General features: G+C 52.5%; 15 protein-coding genes and 1 tRNA gene. 2 read left to right on the plus strand and 14 right to left on the minus strand.

Annotation, left to right across the window (positions count from 1 at the left end; all coding sequences use genetic code 11):
- Positions 1 to 150: 150 nt before the first annotated feature.
- From epmA to SH668x_RS16685, 4 genes are all read right to left on the minus strand, one after another.
- Positions 151 to 1,155: an EF-P lysine aminoacylase EpmA gene (gene epmA, locus SH668x_RS16670; protein ID WP_437186192.1), complete on the minus strand. Its 1,005-nt coding sequence runs from the start codon at positions 1,153 to 1,155 to the stop codon at positions 151 to 153.
- 76 nt (positions 1,156 to 1,231) lie between these two features.
- On the minus strand, positions 1,232 to 2,674 hold the full coding sequence (locus SH668x_RS16675) for a protein kinase domain-containing protein (protein ID WP_437186193.1): 1,443 nt from the start codon (positions 2,672 to 2,674) through the stop codon (positions 1,232 to 1,234).
- A 353-nt stretch (positions 2,675 to 3,027) separates the two neighbouring features.
- Positions 3,028 to 6,288: a carbamoyl-phosphate synthase large subunit gene (carB, locus tag SH668x_RS16680; protein WP_437186194.1), complete on the minus strand. Its 3,261-nt coding sequence runs from the start codon at positions 6,286 to 6,288 to the stop codon at positions 3,028 to 3,030.
- Between the two features lie 481 nt (positions 6,289 to 6,769).
- Positions 6,770 to 6,843: transfer RNA gene (locus SH668x_RS16685), tRNA-Val, on the minus strand.
- A gap of 388 nt (positions 6,844 to 7,231) precedes the next feature.
- On the opposite strand from SH668x_RS16685, the gene SH668x_RS16690 reads away from it, so the two are divergent.
- The gene (locus tag SH668x_RS16690; RefSeq protein WP_437186195.1) at positions 7,232 to 8,047 is read left to right on the plus strand and encodes an HAD-IIA family hydrolase; all 816 of its coding nucleotides are present in this window, start codon (positions 7,232 to 7,234) and stop codon (positions 8,045 to 8,047) included.
- A gap of 192 nt (positions 8,048 to 8,239) precedes the next feature.
- Here SH668x_RS16690 and SH668x_RS16695 read toward each other — a convergent pair whose 3' ends face one another.
- The 4 genes from SH668x_RS16695 to rplM all read right to left on the minus strand — a co-directional run bounded on the left by SH668x_RS16695 (position 8,240) and on the right by rplM (position 10,907).
- Positions 8,240 to 9,280 carry a TolB family protein gene (locus tag SH668x_RS16695; protein ID WP_437186196.1) on the minus strand — a complete coding sequence of 347 codons (1,041 nt, stop codon included), beginning with the start codon at positions 9,278 to 9,280 and terminating at the stop codon, positions 8,240 to 8,242.
- Positions 9,281 to 9,430: 150 nt separating this feature from the next.
- Positions 9,431 to 9,685, minus strand: coding sequence for a 50S ribosomal protein L27 (gene rpmA, locus SH668x_RS16700; RefSeq protein WP_437186197.1), 255 nt, complete (start codon positions 9,683 to 9,685; stop codon positions 9,431 to 9,433).
- Positions 9,686 to 9,754: 69 nt separating this feature from the next.
- Positions 9,755 to 10,291: a 30S ribosomal protein S9 gene (gene rpsI, locus SH668x_RS16705; RefSeq protein WP_437186198.1), complete on the minus strand. Its 537-nt coding sequence runs from the start codon at positions 10,289 to 10,291 to the stop codon at positions 9,755 to 9,757.
- 124 nt (positions 10,292 to 10,415) lie between these two features.
- Positions 10,416 to 10,907 (minus strand): 50S ribosomal protein L13, encoded by a 492-nt coding sequence (gene rplM / locus SH668x_RS16710; RefSeq protein ID WP_437188577.1) that lies wholly within the window; start codon positions 10,905 to 10,907, stop codon positions 10,416 to 10,418.
- 432 nt (positions 10,908 to 11,339) lie between these two features.
- On the opposite strand from rplM, the gene SH668x_RS16715 reads away from it, so the two are divergent.
- A complete protein-coding gene (locus SH668x_RS16715; protein ID WP_437186199.1) occupies positions 11,340 to 13,589 on the plus strand; it encodes a BatA domain-containing protein in 2,250 nt (749 codons plus the stop codon).
- Between the two features lie 28 nt (positions 13,590 to 13,617).
- Here SH668x_RS16715 and SH668x_RS16720 read toward each other — a convergent pair whose 3' ends face one another.
- The 6 genes from SH668x_RS16720 to SH668x_RS16745 all read right to left on the minus strand — a co-directional run bounded on the left by SH668x_RS16720 (position 13,618) and on the right by SH668x_RS16745 (position 20,814).
- The gene (locus tag SH668x_RS16720) at positions 13,618 to 15,540 is read right to left on the minus strand and encodes a DEAD/DEAH box helicase (RefSeq protein ID WP_437186200.1); all 1,923 of its coding nucleotides are present in this window, start codon (positions 15,538 to 15,540) and stop codon (positions 13,618 to 13,620) included.
- Between the two features lie 87 nt (positions 15,541 to 15,627).
- A complete protein-coding gene (locus tag SH668x_RS16725) occupies positions 15,628 to 16,149 on the minus strand; it encodes a hypothetical protein (RefSeq protein WP_437186201.1) in 522 nt (173 codons plus the stop codon).
- 319 nt (positions 16,150 to 16,468) lie between these two features.
- On the minus strand, positions 16,469 to 16,843 hold the full coding sequence (locus SH668x_RS16730) for an STAS domain-containing protein (protein WP_437186202.1): 375 nt from the start codon (positions 16,841 to 16,843) through the stop codon (positions 16,469 to 16,471).
- Between the two features lie 651 nt (positions 16,844 to 17,494).
- Positions 17,495 to 18,580, minus strand: a complete 1,086-nt coding sequence (locus SH668x_RS16735) for a hypothetical protein (protein ID WP_437186203.1) — start codon at positions 18,578 to 18,580, stop codon at positions 17,495 to 17,497.
- A 502-nt stretch (positions 18,581 to 19,082) separates the two neighbouring features.
- Positions 19,083 to 19,442, minus strand: coding sequence for a 50S ribosomal protein L21 (rplU, locus tag SH668x_RS16740; RefSeq protein WP_437186204.1), 360 nt, complete (start codon positions 19,440 to 19,442; stop codon positions 19,083 to 19,085).
- 199 nt (positions 19,443 to 19,641) lie between these two features.
- The gene (locus SH668x_RS16745) at positions 19,642 to 20,814 is read right to left on the minus strand and encodes a sensor histidine kinase (RefSeq protein ID WP_437186205.1); all 1,173 of its coding nucleotides are present in this window, start codon (positions 20,812 to 20,814) and stop codon (positions 19,642 to 19,644) included.
- Positions 20,815 to 20,944 lie beyond the last annotated feature (130 nt).

A 20,944-nucleotide genomic window follows, 5' to 3' on the forward strand; every position in this document is an offset into this window, starting at 1 on the left:
CAGTCACAGCAAGTTTATAAACTGGATTGATCGCTGCCGGGACACCGGGCCTCCAACGGGGCTACGACAACAGACATGAAAGAAGGAGCTCACACAATCAGTGTGAGCTCCTTCTTTCTTTGGACCTGTATCAAGCCGGACAGGAGTCAATCAGGCGCGATCGAAAGGGAATGCGATGACGTCCCGAATGTCGGTTGTCCCTAGGCACCACATGACCAGCCGATCGAAGCCGAGAGCCACTCCCGAACATTCAGGCATCCCGACATCCATTGCATCGAGCAACTGGCTCTGTACTGGAATGGAAGGTTTCCCGTTGGCCACTCTCGCGGCGTTTTGACGCTCCATTCGCAATCGCAACTCCACCGGGTCTGTCAGTTCATGGTAGCCGTTGCAGAGTTCGACGCCGTTCAGGTACAGCTCAAACCGTTCCGCCACTCCTCCAGACTCACTTCTGACTTTCGCCAGCGCTGCCTGAGTTTCTGGGAAGTCGTACAAGAAAACAGCCTTCAGCGATTTCAGTCCGGGTTCCACAACCTCGGCGAGAATCAGGTTCAGCAATCCATCACGATCCTCATCAATCCCATGCGGCAACGAGGACACAAGGCGTGCTGCTTCGATGGCAATCTGTTCCGTACTCGATATCTGCGGGGAGAACCCAACGAAGCGGAGAAACGCTTCTTCGAAAGTCAGTCGCTGAAAGGGGAACAGATTGTATTCATGGTCTGTTTTCCATCGATGAACGATCGTCAGGTCGTTTAATGCCCGAATCAATCCTTCCACAAATGACATTTGATCGTGGTGGTCGACGCCAAGCTGGTACCATTCAATCATGGTGAATTCAGGGTTATGTCGTTCACCGACTTCATCCTGACGAAAGACCTTCGTGATTTCGTAGATACGATCCGCTCCGGCACAGAGGAGCCGTTTCATCGCGAATTCAGGCGACGTCTGCATGTACGTCACATCGTTTCGGCCCACCTGAACGGAAAACGGATCGAGCCATTGATCAATGCAGCAATCGTGCGACAGAATCGGTGTTTCGACCTCCCAGAACTCTTGAGATTCGAAGTACTCTCGCACTCCTCGGAGCAGAATAGCGCGTCGCTGCAGATTCTTTATGGAAGCGGTTGGTCGATAAGAAGGAGGCAATGACATAGAAGAGGTCTCTTGATGACAGAATTCTTCGTCATTGTCATGCAGATCACCAAGAGCAGGCAAGCCTACCCCGGCATCAGTTTGATTTCGCGTCCTTCTCGAGCGTCGTACGTAGATCTCGAAGGCTCACCGGCTGATGCAGGATTGTGCCGCGGGGATCCTTCGTTGAAATTTGGGAAGCAATTTCCTTTTGACTGTCCCCAAGAACCATCATCACCGAGACATTTTGGCCCGCAGTCAGTGACATGGCCTGCTCATATCCTTCGGCGATCCGATTCCCGAGAGAATCTCCAAACAGGATGATTCCTGTTGGTGTCATCGTTTTTAATCGGGCGAGTGCACGGTCCAGATCCCCCAGCAACAGGACCCGATACCCCTTCTTACTGAAGTACTCTCGCAGCAGATCCTGGCGATTCGGGCGATTTTCGACACACAGAATCACCTTTGCGTCCGCTTCAATGGCACTTGTCCCCGGGAGTGTCGGAACAGGATGTCCGAGCTCCTTGAGAACCGCGATAATTGCCTCTGCCGTTTCCCGCGCCGACTGATAACGGGACGCTGGATTGACCTGTAAAAGCTTATTGACGATCTGACAGACCTTGAGAGGCAGCGATGGGTCGATCTGTTCAACCGGGACGATATTCCGGTACCGGTTGAAATCTTTCCGCTCCTCTCGACTCTTCGTACGTGGGTAGGGAGGCTGGCCGGTCAGCAGTTCGTAGAGAATTCCCCCAAGGAAGAAAAGGTCGCTCCGCGGATCGTTTTTGTTTGATGCAGTGTTCTTTTCGAGCGTCGAGTATTCGAGGGCCTGTGCGAGGTCCCCGTTGCTGCTGCCATTCAGATTGATGTCATCGGCCGCTAGACCAAAGTCGATCAGTTTGGCGACTCCATGGGCACTCATCAAAACGTTTGATGTCTTCATGTCCCGGTGAGTCATTCCGACTGCGATCGCTGCGTCCAGTGCCAGGCTGATGTGCAACGTGTACCGGAGCGATTCTTCAGCGGTAAGCTTACCGCGAATCTTCAGGAAGTCTTTCAGGCTTCCCCCTTCGACGAACTCCATCACGATGTAGTGATGCTTGTCTGTTTTTCCTACTTCGAAAATCGGAACGATATTCGGGTGCTTGAGCCGTTTTCCGATTTCTCCTTCGCGCATGAAGAGTTGAATCGTGTCTTTGTCATTGGCCCACCGCTCGCGCAGCACTTTGACGCCGATCATCTGTCCATTATCAACTCGACAGGCACGATAAACACGCGCGAAGCTTCCGGCGGCGTTTTGGTAAAGAAGTTTACATCCTCCCAAAACGAGAATGCTGGTGTCTCCTGTTTCCAACTTCTTCGATTGAAACGGAGTCAAAAGCTGCTGTCGTTCGAGGGTCTGCAGCAGGTCTTGTCCGGAGGCATTCGAACCCAGTGAATTCATTGCCAGTTGCAGGTCTCGAGGTCCGACGAGACGTAATTCGAGAATTGTCTTCGCGACATCAGCAGCTGACACGGGAACACCTACTTGACTCATCATTGAACCAAAAACGCTCCATGACCGAAATTGCCCCGATTGATTCGTCCACGACGACAACTAGCACGAAGGGTGCCAGACGATCTAAATCACCGAACTTTTGCCATCATCAGTGATTACATGACGCCATTTTCGATTAACCGGAGTCGGTTTTGGATTTCAAAGACGATTTTCATTCTGATTCATTTCAACTCTGATGTGAATTGATTCGCGGAGGAGTGCCGTGAAATGCAACGAATTCATCTGCGCAAACATTGCAATCGTATTGACGTGTATGAGCCAACCTCAATTAATGAAAGAAGCTGCCAGTAGATTACCGGCAGCTTCTTTCATTGAAATATCAATTCCAACGCGAATTATCGCGATTCTTCGTCCCACTCCTGAATTGACTTCACCTTCGGTGCGGGATTCTTGGACAGGTATTCAATCGCCTGCACCATCGCCAGACAGCCAGGAAGTGTTGTCGTGCAAGGAACACCGTACGAAACGGCTGTCGCTCGAATTCGCCCTTCTTCGGTGCGACTTCCCTTACCGCTTGGGGTATTGAAGATGAACTGCACCTCTCCATTCACCATATAGTCGATGAGATTGGGGCGACCTTCCTGAACCTTCTTGACGATTTCGACGTCGATCCCGGCCTCAGCAAAGACTTTCGCGGTCCCAGCAGTTGAAATCAGCTTGAAGCCAAGTTCCTTGAGTTTCCGTGCAGGTTCGACCATGGCATTCTTGTGTGCCCCTGCCATGCTCACGAACACTGTCCCAGTGTGCGGGAACTGCACTCCAGCACCGATCTGACTCTTGGCGAATGCCGCTGGGAAGTTGTCATCGATCCCCATCACTTCGCCTGTCGACTTCATCTCTGGTCCGAGAATAATGTCGACACCTGAGAATCGTGCGAACGGCAACACGCTTTCTTTAACAGAAACATGCTTCGGCCAAATCTCGGTCGTATGTCCCTGCTGTTTGAGTGAAACACCAGCCATGATCTTTGCTGCCATGGCAGCCAGTGAGACGCCGGTCGCCTTGGAGACAAATGGGGATGTTCTCGACGCTCGTGGATTCACTTCGAGCACGTAAACGGTGAATTCCGATCCGTCGTCTGATTTCTTGACTGCGAACTGGATGTTCATCAAACCGCGAACACCCAGGGCATTGGCGAGTGCGTAGGTCGCGGTCTTGATTTCATCGATGACAGACTGTGGCAACGAATACGGCGGAAGTGCACATGCAGAGTCACCCGAGTGCACGCCCGCTTCTTCGATGTGCTCCATCACCCCGCCAACGAGTGTTGTTTCGCCGTCGCTGATTGCGTCGACGTCAACTTCAATGGCGTCCTGAAGGAACTTATCAATAAGAACTGGATGGTCAGGCGAAGCGTCAACAGCTTCGGTCATGTAGCGAATCAGCTGAGATTCATCGTGGCAAATCTCCATTGCTCGACCACCAAGCACGTAGCTTGGACGGACAAGGACCGGATATCCGATCGCATTTGCGCGAGCTCTCGCCCCTTCGCTGTCGATAGCAAGACCGTTCGGGGGCTGGCGGAGATTCAGTCGATGAAGAATCGCCTGGAACCGTTCACGATCTTCTGCAGCGTCAATCATGTCTGGGCTGGTTCCGATAATCGGAACCCCAGCCGCTTCCAGACCGCGAGCCAAATTCAGCGGAGTCTGTCCACCGAATTGCACGATGACCCCATCTGGATTAATGCGATCGCAGATGTTGAGCACGTCCTCGGTTGTCAGTGGCTCGAAAAACAACAGATCTGATGTGTCATAGTCTGTCGAGACCGTTTCCGGGTTCGAGTTGACCATCACGCTCTCGATGCCGAGTTCTCGCATCGCGAAAGATGCATGGCAACAGCAGTAATCGAACTCGATTCCCTGACCGATGCGGTTGGGGCCCCCACCGAGAATCATGACACGTTTCTTGCCGCTTGGTGGCGGAGTTTCGTCCTCTTGCTCGTAGGTGCTGTAGTAGTACGGAGTGTAGGCTTCAAACTCCGCAGCGCACGTGTCCACTTGCTTGAACGTCGCAACAATTCCGAGTTTTTTGCGGTATGCACGAACTTCCATTTCTGTCGTGCGCCACCAGAACGCCAACTGGCGATCCGAGAAGCCGTTTCTCTTCGCCTTCCGAAGCAGTGACTCAGGAACACTCTCGAGTCGATCGATTGAACACAGTTCGTCCTCGATCGCAATCAAGTCGCGAATCTGTCGCAAGAACCAAGGGTCGATTCCCGTGAGTGCGTTCACTTCATCGACAGTGAACCCATCTTTGAGCGCGTAGCGGACGTAGAAAATTCGCTCATCATTTGGAATCGACAGCTTGCTGCGGATCTTTTCGCGAGCTGGTCGATTGGCGGAATTCCAAAGATCCTTCTTTCCGCCGCCGAGTCCAAAGTGTCCGATTTCCAGACCGCGAATAGCTTTCTGCAACGATTCCTTGAAGGTCCGGCCGATGGCCATCGTCTCGCCGACAGACTTCATCTGCACGGTCAGAGTTGGATCAGCATCAGGGAATTTCTCGAACGTCCAGCGAGGGAATTTGGTGACGACATAGTCGATTGTCGGCTCAAAGCAGGCCAAGGTTTCTCGAGTGATGTCATTCGGGATTTCATCGAGGCGGTAACCGACAGCGAGTTTGGCTGCGATCTTGGCAATTGGAAATCCTGTTGCCTTCGAAGCGAGCGCGCTGGAGCGACTCACGCGAGGGTTCATTTCAATGACGACCATTCGGCCATCTTTGGGGTTGATCGCAAACTGGACGTTTGAACCGCCAGTTTCCACTCCAATCTCACGGATACAGGCGAATGTTGCGTCGCGCATCCGCTGATATTCTTTATCAGTGAGAGTCTGGATCGGCGCACATGTAATGGAGTCCCCTGTGTGGACACCCATTGGATCGAAGTTTTCGATGGAGCAAATGATCACGCAGTTGTCGGCGCAATCTCGCATGACTTCCATCTCGTACTCTTTCCAGCCGAGTACGGATTCTTCGAGAAGAACTTCGCTGACCGGTGAGAGCTTCAAGCCTTCACGGACACGATCTTCAAACTCTTCTTTATTGTAAGCGATACCGCCCCCCTGTCCCCCCATGGTGTAGCTAGGGCGAATAATGATGGGGAGGCCGATTTCACGGAGTGCACCGCGAGCTTCTTCGATGTTATGCACGACGAAGGAGCGGGGAACATCGAGACCAATCTTGATCATCGCTTCTTTGAAGGAATCGCGACCTTCCGCCTTGGCGATAACTTCCGCCTTGGCGCCAATCATCTCGATCCCCAGTTGATCGAGGATTCCACGACGATGGAGATCCATCGCAGTATTGAGGGCTGTTTGTCCACCCAGGGTGGGGAGGAGAGCATCTGGCTTTTCACGCTCGATGATCTTGGCGACATACTGCCAGTTGATTGGCTCGATGTAGGTCCGATCCGCGGTCTGCGGATCCGTCATGATCGTCGCTGGATTCGAGTTTACGAGAACAACCTCGTAACCCTCGTCGCGGAGTGCCTTACAAGCTTGTGTGCCGGAGTAATCGAATTCGCAAGCCTGTCCGATGACAATCGGCCCGGAACCAATAATCAGAATTTTCCGCAAATCGTCGCGTCGTGGCACTGTACCCCAAGTCCTTCCTGAAACACACATTTCGGCGTAGGAGGCGGTCTGTGGGCGGACCTTTCTCCCTGTCGAATCTCACGTCTCTCGGCGATCCGCCTGGTGTGCGTTCCCCTATCGCCCCGCGCCAGAACAGCGCAAAATTTCTCCAAAGCTATCAAGCTGAGCGGTTGATTCAAGCCATCAACCAGAAATTGAGGATCAGGAAAGCTGGGTTTGATGCAAAATTTCGCTTACGGTCGATTGGGAGATCTCTGGGGATCGATCCCTGAGGAGAGCCCTCGTTTTTCCCTGCCACACGTCCCGTAGCCGAAAACACTGATTCCGCTGCGCACTGGCTTGCGAAAAACTCCACTCTTTACATGCGGCGACGTAAAGGGAGTGAATTCGAATTGCCCGCGTTCTCAAAATAGAAAAATCCCGCGGTGGGCGGGATCTGAGAATCTCGCCAGCAGGCGTTATTCAGGTCTGCTGGTTTGAGTGGACGTTACAGGATTCGAACCTGTGACCTCTTCCGTGTGAAGGAAACGCGCTAGCCGACTGCGCCAAACGTCCTCGATTTCACCAGTTTTTGGTGACCGCTTCCGTTCAATCTGAAACTGATGCGGGAGAAACAGGCTATCGGCTGAGAGTTGAATCGTCAACCACACGCCGTGATCGTTCGCACCGTCAATAGCGGGCTGTTCGGGCCGCTGATTTCTTGCTAGTTACATAAGCCTAATGGACAAATCAACATATGACTGCCTTGATTGAACGCAACATCCGCACAAGCGAATTGCACCCAGCCCAGTCTCACTCTTCGAAATCTGTTCACAACTTCCGATCATCACACTACTAACGATCACATCAAGAATATTGCAGTTATTCACGGCATGGCGATTGCGAAAGCCTCCTCACACAGGATCGGTCGAATTGAGATTGAAAGAAAGAAGCGGGTAACGCGATGAAAAAGGGATTTCTGATTGACATGGACGGCGTGATCTATCGGGGAAGCGAAGTGCTCCCGGGCGCTGATCGTTTTATCGCCATGTTGCGTGAACGGGAGATTCCGTTCCTCTTTCTAACCAATAACAGTCAGCGTACCCGACGTGACGTCGCCACGAAGCTTCAGCGAATGGGGATCGACGCCTACGACACCGATATCTACACCTGCGCAATGGCCACTGGGACGTTCCTGTCTCGGCAGAAGCCGAACGGAACCGCATATGTGATCGGAGAAGGAGGTCTCCTTCAGTCGCTCCATGAACACGGTTACTCAATCGTCGATTATGACCCGGACTACGTTGTGGTTGGAGAAGGACGCACACTGACGCTCGAGACAATGGAAACGGCAGTCCGTCTCATTCACAACGGGGCAAAACTGATCGCGACTAACCTCGACCCGAATTGTCCGACCCAGAATGGAATTCGTCCGGGGTGCGGTGCCTTCATTGCAATGCTAGAATCGGCAACCGGTACAAAGGCGTTTAGCGTTGGAAAACCAAGTCCGGTGATGATGTCGGCAGCGGCAGAGGCAATCGGCGTTTCAGCTCGCAATATCGTGATGGTCGGTGACACAATGGAGACCGACATTTGCGGGGGCGTTCAGATGGGCTACGAAACGGTACTCCTCCTCACAGGGAGTACGAGCGTCTCAGATCTCGATCGGTATGCATATAGCCCGGACTACATCGTCGACTGCATTGGTGACCTTTGCGGGCATCCCATGTTCCACGATGAGGGGATCGACTCTGTCTCGCGAGTCGCATTAGGGGTTTAATGTAGCAGAGACCGAGTTCTCGGCTGTTTGGTTCCACAGAAGAAGCCCCTGCGTTGCAGCGAATCGCAATGCAGGGGCTTCTCAAATTGATGAGCAGAGATCAAACGGAGCAACGACAAGGATGCACCAAGAATGACCGGTTCGAGGACATGGCGAACCGTAGCAAGCCCTCATCCTCACGCGAGTGTGGCGTCAGTCTTTGATCCAATCGGCAATCCAGAGTTGGGTTGAACCGTCTTCGGTACGACTACTCGTCCACAGCAACTTCTTACCGTCAGGGCTGAAGACAGGAAGCACATCCGCCATCCCATGATAGGTCACTCGCTCAACGTCTCCCCCTTCAAAGGTGGTGTCAGTTGATTGGAACTTCATCACATAGAGGTCAAAGTTTGCAGCCTGATGCCCTTGAGCGTAATCAGCGCGTGTCCAGATCAAGTACCTACCCGATGGATGAAAGTACGGAGCCCAGTTCACTGTATTCAGGTCATCTGTTAACGCAACTTCATGTTTGCCATCGACCGAAATCGCGTAGAGCTGAAGCATGTGCTCTTTGTCTCGATCGCTGCGAAACAGAATCCACTTGTCATCCGGCGAAAAGAACGGGCCACCATCGTAGCCATCGACGTTGGTCAACTGGCGAACGTTCTTCCCATCCGAGTCCATGATATACAGGTCGGGATCACCATCTCGTGTTGATGTGAAGACGATCAGCTTGCCATTGTGAGAGTAGCTTCCTTCTGCGTCGTATCCAGGAGAGTCAGTGAGTTGCTGCAGCTCCGTTCCGTCTTGATTGCAAACGTACAGATCCATGTGTGGATCGAAATCCCACATGTACCGACGTCGTCCCCCAGCAGCCTGCTCATCCCGAGCCTTCTTTTCCTCTTGCTCAATTTCCGGATGGGTGTGAGCGGAAGCGAAAAGGATTTTCTCACCATCAATGCTGTAGTAAGCACAGGTCGTACGTCCACGTCCGGGGCTCACACGCATGGGCGTTGGTACTCCCAGCGCTTTCGTATAGATCTGATAAAACGGATAGCCAACCGGATAGGCCTGGTAGACAATCGAACCACCATCCGGTGAGAAATAGCCCTCACCGGCACGCGGGAGCCCGAACGATTCCTGACGAACGCCAGAGAGGAATTTACTCTCCTTCTCTGCGATGTCATCCTGAGCGGTGAGAGCGGTTGTTGAAGCAACAACGAGGCAGGCAGCGAGGACGCGAAGTTTGAGCATGTTCAACACACCGATTGTGATCAGACGCGAGAATCCAGATCGGTGGCCCATAAAAAAAGCCACACACTGCAAGCAGTGTGTGGCTTGTAACTCATCAGGTCAACTGTGATCGATGGATCGCCGTATGCGACGAGCATCCCGCAGCGAAAACTAGTTTGCTTCGGCTGCGATCACGTTGATGCGACGACCAGAGCGGTCGAAGTGTACTTTACCTGGGACGAGTGCGAACAGTGTGTAGTCCGAACCCATTCCGACGTTCTTTCCAGGATGGAACTTTGTTCCACACTGACGGACGAGAATATTTCCAGCGATGACGGACTCGCCACCGTACTTCTTCACACCGCGACGTTGAGCGTTGGAGTCACGACCGTTACGTGTCGAGCCCTGCCCCTTTTTATGTGCCATGACAACACCTCTGTGATTTCAAAAACATTTCGCGAGTAACTAAAAACAAGCCACAACGGGAAATGAACATTAACGCTTCGAGAACTGGAAGCTGCGACGAGCACCAGCTTTACCGTATTTCTTACGTTCGACCATGCGGCTGTCACGAGTGAGGAAACCTCCTTCGCTCAGAGCGCTATGGTTTGCAGGGTTCTTAGCCTGCAATGCACGGGCGATTCCGAGAACAACAGCACCAGTCTGGCCTGTCGATCCACCACCCTGAACGGTTGCTTCGATGTCGACTTTGCCAAAAGCGCTGGTGACGTGAAGCGGAGCGAAGATCATTCCCTGGTCGCGTTCGACGGGGAAGTAAGCTTCGAGAGGGCGTCCGTTGATGACGATCTTGCCGGAACCGTCTTTAATGCGAACACGTGCAACGGATGTCTTACGACGACCGGTTCCAAGTGCGACGCCAAAACGGTCGATCTTGCCGCGGATAATTGGCTCGAAATACGGAGCAGCTTCTTCAGCAACTGCTGACGCTTCGCTACCGATATCAAGCCCGGATGCTAAACCCGCTGAAGATTCGAGTTCGGGAGAATCTGTGTGTTCGCCGTTTTCCGCCATGTCCGAGTCCTGAACTTCCATCACTAAGAAAATATTTGCGATCTGATGAGGACATTAATCGCTGAGGAGTCGTGTATCGAGTTCCGAGCGATTAGCCAACTGGAATTGGCCTGCCTGAGTGTAGTTACTTCACGTATTCCGGAAATGGAACCGGTGACTGAGCCTGATGTGGGTGATCTGTCCCGACATACAGTTTCAGCTTGTCGAGCATCTGGCGACCGAGTTTTGTCTTTGGAAGCATACGTCGAACAGCTTCAGTCAAGACTTTCTCTGGGCGGCGATTCAGCAACTCAGCTGCTGTTTCAACTTTGCGACCACTTGGGTAGCCAGTGAAGTAATCGTACTCTTTAGCGAGAGTCTTACGTGTGAAGTGTGGGTTTTCCTTGTCTGCGACAGCCTTGCCCGTGAAGCGGACTTGGTCACAGTTCAGGACGATCACAAAGTCACCGGTATCAACATGTGGTGTATAACCGGGTTTGTGCTTACCCATCAGCACGGTGGCAATACGAACCGCCAGCCGACCTACGATTTCGCCATCGCCATCGATGAAAAACCACTCTGGGTTAGTCGTCTCTTTTTTGGCAACGTATGTTTTTTGTACCGTTTTCACGGTGATACCTCGATGCGTTACTGGTTGGCTGCGTGTACGTCCGAGTGGTCTCACCACTCTGCTCTAACAGGTTCCCGAACATTGTCGGCACGGCTCTTGTCGTGCTCTCACGTCGTCCTTCAACCTGTCAAACACAGAATTGAAGCTCCACGAGCGTTAAGCGACTGATTTTCGTTTCGAAATTCCTCGCATCACTCTTCCCCAAGGCAATCAACATCGGAGGGGTGAGCAAAGAACAGGAGGCCAAGATAGCAAATTTCCTGCTTTTTCAACACACCGGCACCAACGAGAAATATCCCGGGTTTGGGGGAAACGGAACAGAATAGCTGACTGACAGAGTTGAATCAACTGCATCGGCTTTCGGATTTTTGTACACTCAAATCCTCGTGCCGGAATTTTCCATTTTTCTCCAAGAATTACGAGAGCCCTGCTGCCATTATGGGATTCGGATTTCTGAACGCCTGGATGTTAATCGGTATCGCCGGGGTTGCGCTTCCTGTTCTGGCTCATTTGATTAGTAAACGTCGGTTTGAAGTCGTCCGCTGGGGGGCAATGCAATTCCTCGAACTCGGACAGAAGTCTCGTCGGAGAATACACTTACAGGACCTATTGCTTTTACTGTTGCGCATGGCTGTTCTTCTGTTGCTGGCAGCGGCACTCGCTCGCCCTTGGGGCTCGGGTTCCTTGCTCGGAGGCTTTGGAAATACTCCCCCGCAAGACTATGTGTTTGTCCTTGATGGTTCTGGAAGTATGGACTGGCAGGGGAGTTCGGGTGATGACTCTGCACTTGGTACCCCCAGACAGCAGGCTGAGCAGTGGGTACACAGCGCTCTTGAGTCTCTCCAGCCTGGTGATGCCGTCGGCATCGTGGATGCCAGAATGTCTCCCCATCGGGTTGTCAGTCCCCCGATGAACGATCGGGCAGCTGTCAGGCAGTCTCTCAATGGACTCCCGGAATCAGCCGGCCCTTCCAATCTCCCCGGGGCGATTGAAGATGCGATCAAGATTTTGTCGACATCAACGAATCTTTCCCGGCAAATAATCGTCCTCAGCGACGACCAGAAACTCGCGTGGCGCCCAGATGACGAGCTGACCTGGTTGCGAATCGACGAATTACGCAAGCAAAGCAAAGTTTTCCCACGAATCGATTATGCGCTCGTCGGTGGTGAGTCAGAATCCAAAACAAACTTCTCTGTGGGTCGAATTGACCTCTCGCGTGCGGTGACCGTTCCGGAATTTCCTGTCAAAGTTCGAGCAATGGTCCGGATGTCGGGCGGAAGTAGTCCGACACGTCGTAAGGCATTCTTGAAAGTCGATGGAAAACAAATTCAGGGGAAGATTGTTGAAGTTGACCTTCTTCCCAATGGCGAATCGCTTGTGGAGTTCAATCACGTATTCGCATCCGAGGGAAATTATCTCGTCAGCATTTCGCTCGACCCGGATGACCTTCCACTCGACGATGTTGCCAATGCAGTGATGACTATTCGTTCGAGCATTCCAGTTTTACTGGTGGATGGACATCGTCATCTTGACCCAATTCGTAGCGAAACGTTCTATCTGCAATCGGTCTTTGCAGCCTCCGGAGAAAAATCCCCGTGGATTAAAGCCTCTGTCATTACGTCTTCGGATCTCGATGGGAGTCAGCTCGAAGGTCAACAAGGGGTATTTCTGTGCAATGTAGATCAGCTGTCGCTGCGACAATGGGAGATTCTCCGGCAGTTTGTCCAAAGCGGCGGCGGCCTGGTAGTCGCCCCTGGGGACCGCACAAATATCGATGTCTGGAATACTTTCGACGCGAATGCAGCGACGCCACTTTTGCCAGTCCGCTTTCAGGCAACTGGTGTCCAACTTTCTGCAGATGCGACTCAGAGTGCAGGTGTGGATTCTCTCTCGTTGGAGGCCCCCTGGTTGCAGCGATTCCGCACTGAGAATGGAGTCGACTTCACACAGGCCCGTTTCCAGAAATGGTGGGATATCGAGCCGAGACAGCTGTCCGAGTCTGAGGAAACCAACGCTCCTGCAGCGAAAGCTCCCCAAGTGCTGGCCCGACTGTCGAACGGTTCCCCATTTCTGGTGGGACATGACTTCGGTCTTGGAACGGTGCTGGTAACAGCCGTTCCTTTAGACGCTGATTGGAGCACTTTTCCCGCGAAAAATGATTTCGTTCCGTTTCTTCACGAACTCGTCTTCCAGTTTACATCTCGATCGGAACAACGGAACGTTGACCAAGGTGTGCCGCTGATGCTGCCACTGAAAGCCAAAGAGAACGCGAGCGATTTTCTCGTCAGCGGCCCGGGAGTCACAGATGCTCCTGCTGAATTCGTACTCCGTGGACAATCTGCTTTCGCGATGTTTCGTAAGACCGCGATTCCCGGAGTCTACCGCTTCCACAAGAAACAAAGCACTTCGGATGTTGCCCTGTTCGTCGTCGACAACGATCATTCAGAATCTGACTTAACCGCGATGTCGGAAGAAGAATGGAAAACGCTGACAGCGAATGATCGACTCCACAAAATCAAATCAATGCGAGACGTGCACGCTGCCACCGCCGCCGCTGCTCCGCACGTGGAACTCTGGTGGATTCTGATGCTTGCGATTCTGGCCTTACTGGTCTGCGAAGTCGCTCTCACTCGACGAATGGTGCAAGGGGGACACGCTGCACTCGATGAAGCCCTTGCGGCTCCATGAGCTGTTCACTCGACCTTGGTGAGCCGTGTCAGGCGGCGTCAGTCTTCGGTTTCGGCGGACTGATAGGACGGGATTTGTTCCCTGCTCGGGCCCGAAGATCGAATAATCCGAAGATCTCACTGGCTGACAGGCTCAATGAGGCATCCTCATTGTCTGGATCGCCCAGAACTCGATTGAACAGTTCGCGCTTCTGTCGCAGGACTAGGTCGATTCTCTCTTCGATCGTGTCTTTGCAGATCAAACGGCTGACAATCACCTGCGATTTTTGCCCAATTCGATGAGCACGATTGATCGCCTGGTCTTCGATCGCGGGATTCCACCATCGGTCATACAGGAACACGTATCCAGCGAACTGTAGGTTTAATCCCACAGCGCCTGTTCCATAGCTCATCAGAATAAGATGGCTATTTGGATCTTCCTTGAACTGGCTCAAGATCGGTTCGCGCTTTGGAGTGGGGACACCCCCATGATACACGAGGCAGCCGAACTGCTTGGTTCGTTCTGCCAACCAATCGATCGTCTTTGTCCATTGGCTGAATAAAATGGCTTTGCCGCCGGATGCGGAGATTTCTTCCATGTCCGCGAGCAATCGGTCCAGCTTTGATGACTCGCCGGTGACGACATCGACGTTGCAAATCTGTTTGAGCCGCAACACCAGCTCGAACACGTGTTGCACCGTAATCGAATCGCCCATGTTGTTGAGCTGGATGATCCCCTCTTTTTCAGCGATCTGATAGGCAGCACGCTGAGCTGGGCTGAGATCGATGATCTCATCTTTATCCAGCCGTGGCGGCATGTCTTTCATCACCAGATCTTTGGTCCGGCGGAGGATAAACTCCTCACTCATCTTCGAAAGCTGGCGGACATCTGGTGACGAGTCCGCTGGAAGAACTTTCATAAACTCGAAGAGCGAAATCAGTTCTTCAGCACGGTTTTCGATGGGCGTCCCGGTCAGGCACAAGCTCCGCTTTCGAGGGATGCTGTGAATCATTTGTGCGGTGCTGGAACCGCGATTCTTGATTCGCTGGGCTTCATCCAGAACGACAAGATCGAATTCCGGAAGCGGGCCATCCTGCATTGCCTGATAGTCTCGCACGACCAATTCATAATTGGCCAGCATCACAGCGGATCCGGGCATGTTCCACATCATCTGACGACGCGGCCCATCTCCCTCGATCGTATTGACCGGAATTTCTTCCGCCCAGAATTTCAGTTCTCGCTGCCAGTTTGGAATCAGTGGCTTTGGGCAGACCAAGAGAATGCGACGGACTTTCCCGGAGCGAAGCAGCAAACGAATCGCAGTGATCGTCTGCATCGTTTTTCCCAGCCCCATCTCGTCCGCCAGAAGCGCAGCGTCCTGCGAAAATAACCAGGCAATCCCCTCGTATTGATACGGAAACGGCTCAAAGGGCATCACCAGTTCCTGTCCTCGCAGCCACGATTCCAGAGGAGGCTGAAGGACGTAGAACAGTCGATCCTCAATCGATAACGCATCCGCCGGGGGCTTGACACGTACTGCTTTTTTTTGCGGTTGATTCGGATCGACTTCGCGAGGAACAGGCGGCTTGATGGCGTGTGTTTCTTCGCCCGGTTCCTTTTTCGGCGGCAGGAATTCAATCCCTGCGGGGAAGGTGAAGCCAAGGGTGTTGACTTTCGGCCAGAACGGCTTCCAACGGGGCATCGACCCTGGCCGTTCTAGTAGATCCGTCGCCTGACTGGTCGGGCTGGCCAATCGCTTTAGTGCGCTGTTCATGCCGGTGACGTGGATTTCAGGTTGTTTGAAATCCAGAAATGAATCGACACTCAGGACTGGTTGTGAAGCGAGATCAAGTTGCCAGGATTGTAGATCGAGCGGACTCACCTCCGGGTACGACGGCGAGTTGACGAGTTCGGGATCTGTCAGATTCCGATTCAAATTGGACTGATCATCATGGGGGAACTGCGAACTCATGGGCTTCCTTGCTCATGACCGTGAGAGTCGACCTCTCACGGATGCAGATAGTGTGATGTGATTGTCCGGATCAGTTCGCTTGGGGGATTAAGCGACCGCACCGGCGCGAAGTGTTTCCTTGAGCGCATCGCTGACACGTTCAAGTGGTTCTGTCATATCGGCATCACCGGGGATGCGCGATTGCAGAGGAGTCAATGTTTGGACATCTTCCGGGTATTCAGAATGCAAACGCATTGTCTGGCGCCCAAACTGAATTAACAGCTGATCGGCAAGATCTGCCGGTTTGCCGTCAATCAGACAGGCTGTCGGGACGTCGATTTGCCGCCTTAATTCCAGCAGATTCTCCTGCTGAACCATAATCATGTCTGGCTTGACTGCCAGCCGCTCATACAAGGTTTTTCCGATCAGCTCCGCGCAAATGAACGGTTCAAGTGTTGGACCGTAAAGGATTTGCTGCGTCCGATTCGGGCGCACAGGGCTCGTACACTGGAATTCCAGCGGTCGCCCCAGATGATTTGTCACCAGCATTCCGCCAACGTATCCCTGCTCGGTGATCGCTACGCGGAGAAAACCGAGATGAAAACGGTTTGAGTTCGCCTGCTGCGTCATGAAGAATCCACCCCGTTTTATGTGGTGCCGACGAAATTCCGTTTCCGTCGCCCTGTGGGATTCATCGTCAGGATGCAAGGGGGACTTGAGTCAACGATCTCGACTATGTAAATCTGCGCCCCAGTTGCAACATGCGTTCAATCAATCAGTTACATTCAAATTGTTGACGATCTGAACAACTCGCGTGCGCGATCGCGATGGTCTTTCCGATTTTGCAGGTCAATTCTTTTTGATCCCAGTTCCGGAATGCGCTTTCGCTTTGCAAAAAGGTGTTCATTTGAACCACTGTTGAGCGGCATTCCAGGCAGGAATCGCTTGATTAAGGCTGTGGATCAGTAGAAACCTGCTTGAGTGCTGCTTCGCGAGATTCACAGTGCGGCCACAGCTTGAAGAGACTCATGTTTGAAAGGACTTGCATCATTTGCGGGCTGGCGCAACAGAATGCAGCTTTTCCCTTGCGAGTCCGTGTTTCCCGAAGGAGCGATACCAGCGATCCGATGAACTCGGAGCCGAAATATTCGATCTCCGATAAGTCGATCACAATGTTTCGGATATTTAGTCCTGTCAGCATTCCTCGGATTGAATTCGCTTCCAAATGCAGATTCTGATACCGAAACGCACTCCCCTCTCCATGTGGAATGACCACCAGAGTGTCAGCGTGCTGTTCAACCTTGAAGATCTTCAAATGTTGCATTGTGAGATCGACACTTTCAAGAGGAGAAGAAAGCGCAAAGAAAGACGTGATGTCCAACCTTAACATTCTGCTGTCGATTGTGATACGAAACCACAACGACGATTCAATGAATGCAATATTCGCTTCCGACGTAAGATCGATTCTCAGGTTGCGCCGTTTTACTCCAATTAGAATGATCTCGACTCATTCAAGGATCTTGATCCTTGGTTCACTTGCGACGGTCTCAAGGTTTGAGGAAACGTCGTCGTTGGAAACACGGTGGTTTTTGCCGCGAATCCGTTGGATGGGTGATCTTCACGCACACTGCTGCGAGATTTGCTGGCGATTCTGAGCGCCATGCAGACTTGGTAACGCGATCGGCTGGTTTTCGAATCAGCGACAGGCCGATGCATGATGCAGACGTCGTCCGTAAGAGCTTCCGTCCGACGTTGGACGAATTTGCCGTGCCATGCATCTTTGTGACGCCAGCGAGCTGCACGCAGGATCGAGTCGTTCTGGGGATTGTGAATCTGGACACGGAATCCCCGAAGTTCGGTCTGCCTCTTCAAGTTTTCAGCCGGCCCACGTTCAGTCGTTTTTTACGACAAAACGAAGAGGCCGGCTGTGGACTCGAACGCAAATTGATCAGTTCAGGCTGCACTCAAACGTGACTCAGATGTGCAGATGGAGAACTTCCTCTCCCTTGCTCTTTCGCTGCCAGTACCAGTGACCGACGAACCGCAGTTTCCCTTCTTCGCGTGGAAGCTCACAAAACAGGAACGGGTCACAAGAAATCACCATAATCGGTGGAGTCACGGTCGCGATCATCGAACCAACATACAATGGAACTCCAACGACGCTCATCAGTCCTGCCAGCGTCGTTGTTGAGTTGAGCATCCCTTCTGCCATGTCAGTCGCTTCTCCGGTGAGAGAGAAGATCGGCCTGACGGCGTCGGTGCTGAGGCCCTGAACGCCTTCCACCAATTCCCCGATTCTTGTCTTGTGTGCAGGGAGTTGCGAAATGCAGCGGCCGGTTCTGTAATATTCGATCTGCTGACACGCTTTGGCCTGCTTTCGCGCCTTCACGTCAGTCCGCCATTGTTTGTAGTTCTCGACGCGGTATTTGATGGTACTCTTGACCGAGTTTGACGCCATGCGAAGGGCATTGTCCATCACCATCGGGACTTTCATCGCGGATCGGTAAAACCATCGCCATCGCAATGCGTGAGCCTGAACTTTGCGGAGTCGGTCTTGATGCTCCTTGCGAACTTCAGCGGCGGTCATCGGGATGGGCAATCCCTGTTCGTTCACATGATCGCTAAATAGCGGGACGCCAAACCACGTTGTTGCATCAGGATGCGTTCCATATGCCTTCGCAAGGACGTTCATAATTTCAGGCGGAGGATTGTCGGGAATCTGGCTCGGATTCTTCGTCATTGTCATAACCAGATCGCTTTGTCCTTGAATCCAAATCGATTTTTCAATGAGTCGAACAATCTGGAATTCGTTGAGCCAGTCTGGACGCTGGGCAAGGATTTTTTCGACCCACTGGTCGTCCTGAATCTGCTTCCGCGTCCCCTGCATGGCGAGATTGAAAGCAAGTTGCCCCATTGCGGAGGGCTTTAAAATCTGAATCGTGTTTCGAGCGAGTGCACCGAGTCCAAACGGAGATTCGTCCTCAAACTCGTTGATCGATGGAACTCTTGGCCGCAGCGGTCTGCGGGAATTTAGCACCATTGTAGAAGTGAGTTCGGTCATTGCGCGGCGCCTTCCTTCAGTCGACAGAAATGAAAATTCAGAAGAGAACGGCAAACTCCAACGTGAAATGAGCTGTTGCTGGCAGAGTCAGCCTGGCACGGGCAGAACGCACGGGCCCGGTCGCGAGTCAGCGATCAGGTCAACCAATCGCGGATGGCCAACTATTTCTGCCAGTACGAGCGACCGACAAATTCGACTGCCAATTCAGCGAACGCTGATCAATCAAGATAACGCGGAAGTCGCCAAGCTCGAAACAGAAATTTTCAAAGATTGCACGTTTTTTGAAATTTCAGCCGGATTCCATGCGATTCAGATGCACTGAGCATGTTTGCCGCTCTTCAAGTATGGCGACGGAGAATCAGCCTCACGATGCGAATTCGAGCGGAGTGAGGCGGCGACATGGAGAAGTCGGCGGCGGCTTGTACGCGATTCACGAGCGCACGCAAAAAGGCCGTCGCAAATGACGGCCTTTTGATTTCCGTAAAGAAAGAGTCGCGAAAAACTAAGCGACGACTTCTTCTTTGCTCGCAACAACTTCCAGATTTGGAACCTTGATGGAGACGATCTTCACGCCGGTGTACTTCTGGCGGTGACCAGTGTGACGACGAGAATTTTTACGACGGCGGAACTTCTGGATTTCCAGCTTTGGTCCCTTAACTGTTGCGTCAACAACAGTTGCTTCAACAATAGCACCTGCAATAACAGGAGCGCCAATGATGCTCGCCCCACCTGCATTCGCAAGCAGAACTTTATCGAAGGTCAGCGTCTGGCCAACTTCAGCATCTTCGCGGTAATCCACGGTCAACAACTGACCTTCTTCAACTCGAAGCTGATGACCGCTTTCTTCAATAATCGCGAACATGGTTCAACCACTCTTTGTTTTATCTCAACCCAAATGCTGGAAACATCTTACAAGCTGATGTCCAGTTGCATTTTTCGCACCGCTCTGTGAAGCGAATGGAAAAGAATATCTCCCGCACTCTAAAAATGCGAGTTCATCAATCAAGGATTCTGCCGGATTCTCTACTTAAGTCGTCGAACTGTCAACACGACGGCCAATTTCAAGGAATTTTCTCCAATGGCAGCCAGATCTTACATAACGTTTTCCCATTTTCTGACCGCAGCGTGATCGTTCCGTTGTGAAGTCGGACAATTCTCCAGCACTTCGAAAGCCCGAATCCCAACCCGCGACCAGCCTGGCGGCCAGAGAAGAAGGGGTCGAAGCAGTGCTCCTGCTCGATTACGGACATCCCTTTTCCATTGTCGACGAATGTGAAGGCGATCCCACTACGCTCGGAGTGACTTTCCTCGCCAACTGAAATCTCGAGTCGAGGGGAGTGGACTTCGTGTTGATCAAACGCCTGCAAAGAATTTCGAAGCAGTTCAGCGAGGACCGTCTTGATCTGAGTTGCGTCGGCCTCCCCGGAGACATTCACCGCTCCACTGGAGATCGCCAAGGCAATTCCGCGCTGGTCGAATCGCGAACGGAATTTTTCTGCGACCTCTTCCAGCGTGTTCTGGTAGTTGACCGGCGCGAACTTCATTGTTGGAGGATTGGCGAAGAGCATGGTGTCGCCAATCATGTCACCGATGCGGTAGGCCTGAGCGCCGATGGATTCCAGGAGATGACGACGTTCGGGGTCTGTCTCGCCTTTTAATAGCTGCGATGCTCGGCCGATGATGCTTCCCAGTGGATTGTTGATCTCGTGCCCGGCCCCCGCAGCGTATTCGACCAACGCGCTTAACTTTTGTTCTTGCAACTTCTCCTGAAATTGCAGCGACCATTCCATGAAGCGGAAAGCGAGCGTTTCAGCGACGGTCAATTGGTTGCGGCTCTCAGAAGAATCTGGAACACCCAAGAGGATCTGGGAGGACTTCGCTTCTTTGCGAGATGTGATCCAGTTCAGCGACTGGACATTCGCAACACGTTCTGCCGGGAATTCTCTGATGCACCGGGCTTGAGAGTTTCGTACGGACTCCAATGGTTCGGGAAATTTGAAGATGAAGAGATCTCGGATGCCAGTTTCACGTGCATCGCACGCGATGACTCCCATCGATTGAGAATGGAAGCGGTCGTGCCAGAGAATGGCGGCCAGATTTGATCTCAAAAGTTGAAGCAGTTTCGACGCGACGAGTGATGGCTCATCAAACGGAGAGACGCCAGTTAAGACTGCGGCTATCGATGAGTCCGGAAAGGCTTCATCGTGTGCATCTTCAGGAAGCAGAGGGGACACAGACACCCTCCTCGGGGCGATACGATTCAAAGTCACAAGGAATTCAAGCGAGATTTCAGGGTTCGAACCAGCGGGCCCCCATCGCGGTGACAAGGACATTCCAGTCCGCACCGCCACCACTGTTAGTACG

The sequence above is a fragment of the Planctomicrobium mucosum genome (genome assembly GCF_051466335.1).
Lineage (GTDB): Bacteria > Planctomycetota > Planctomycetia > Planctomycetales > Planctomycetaceae > Planctomicrobium.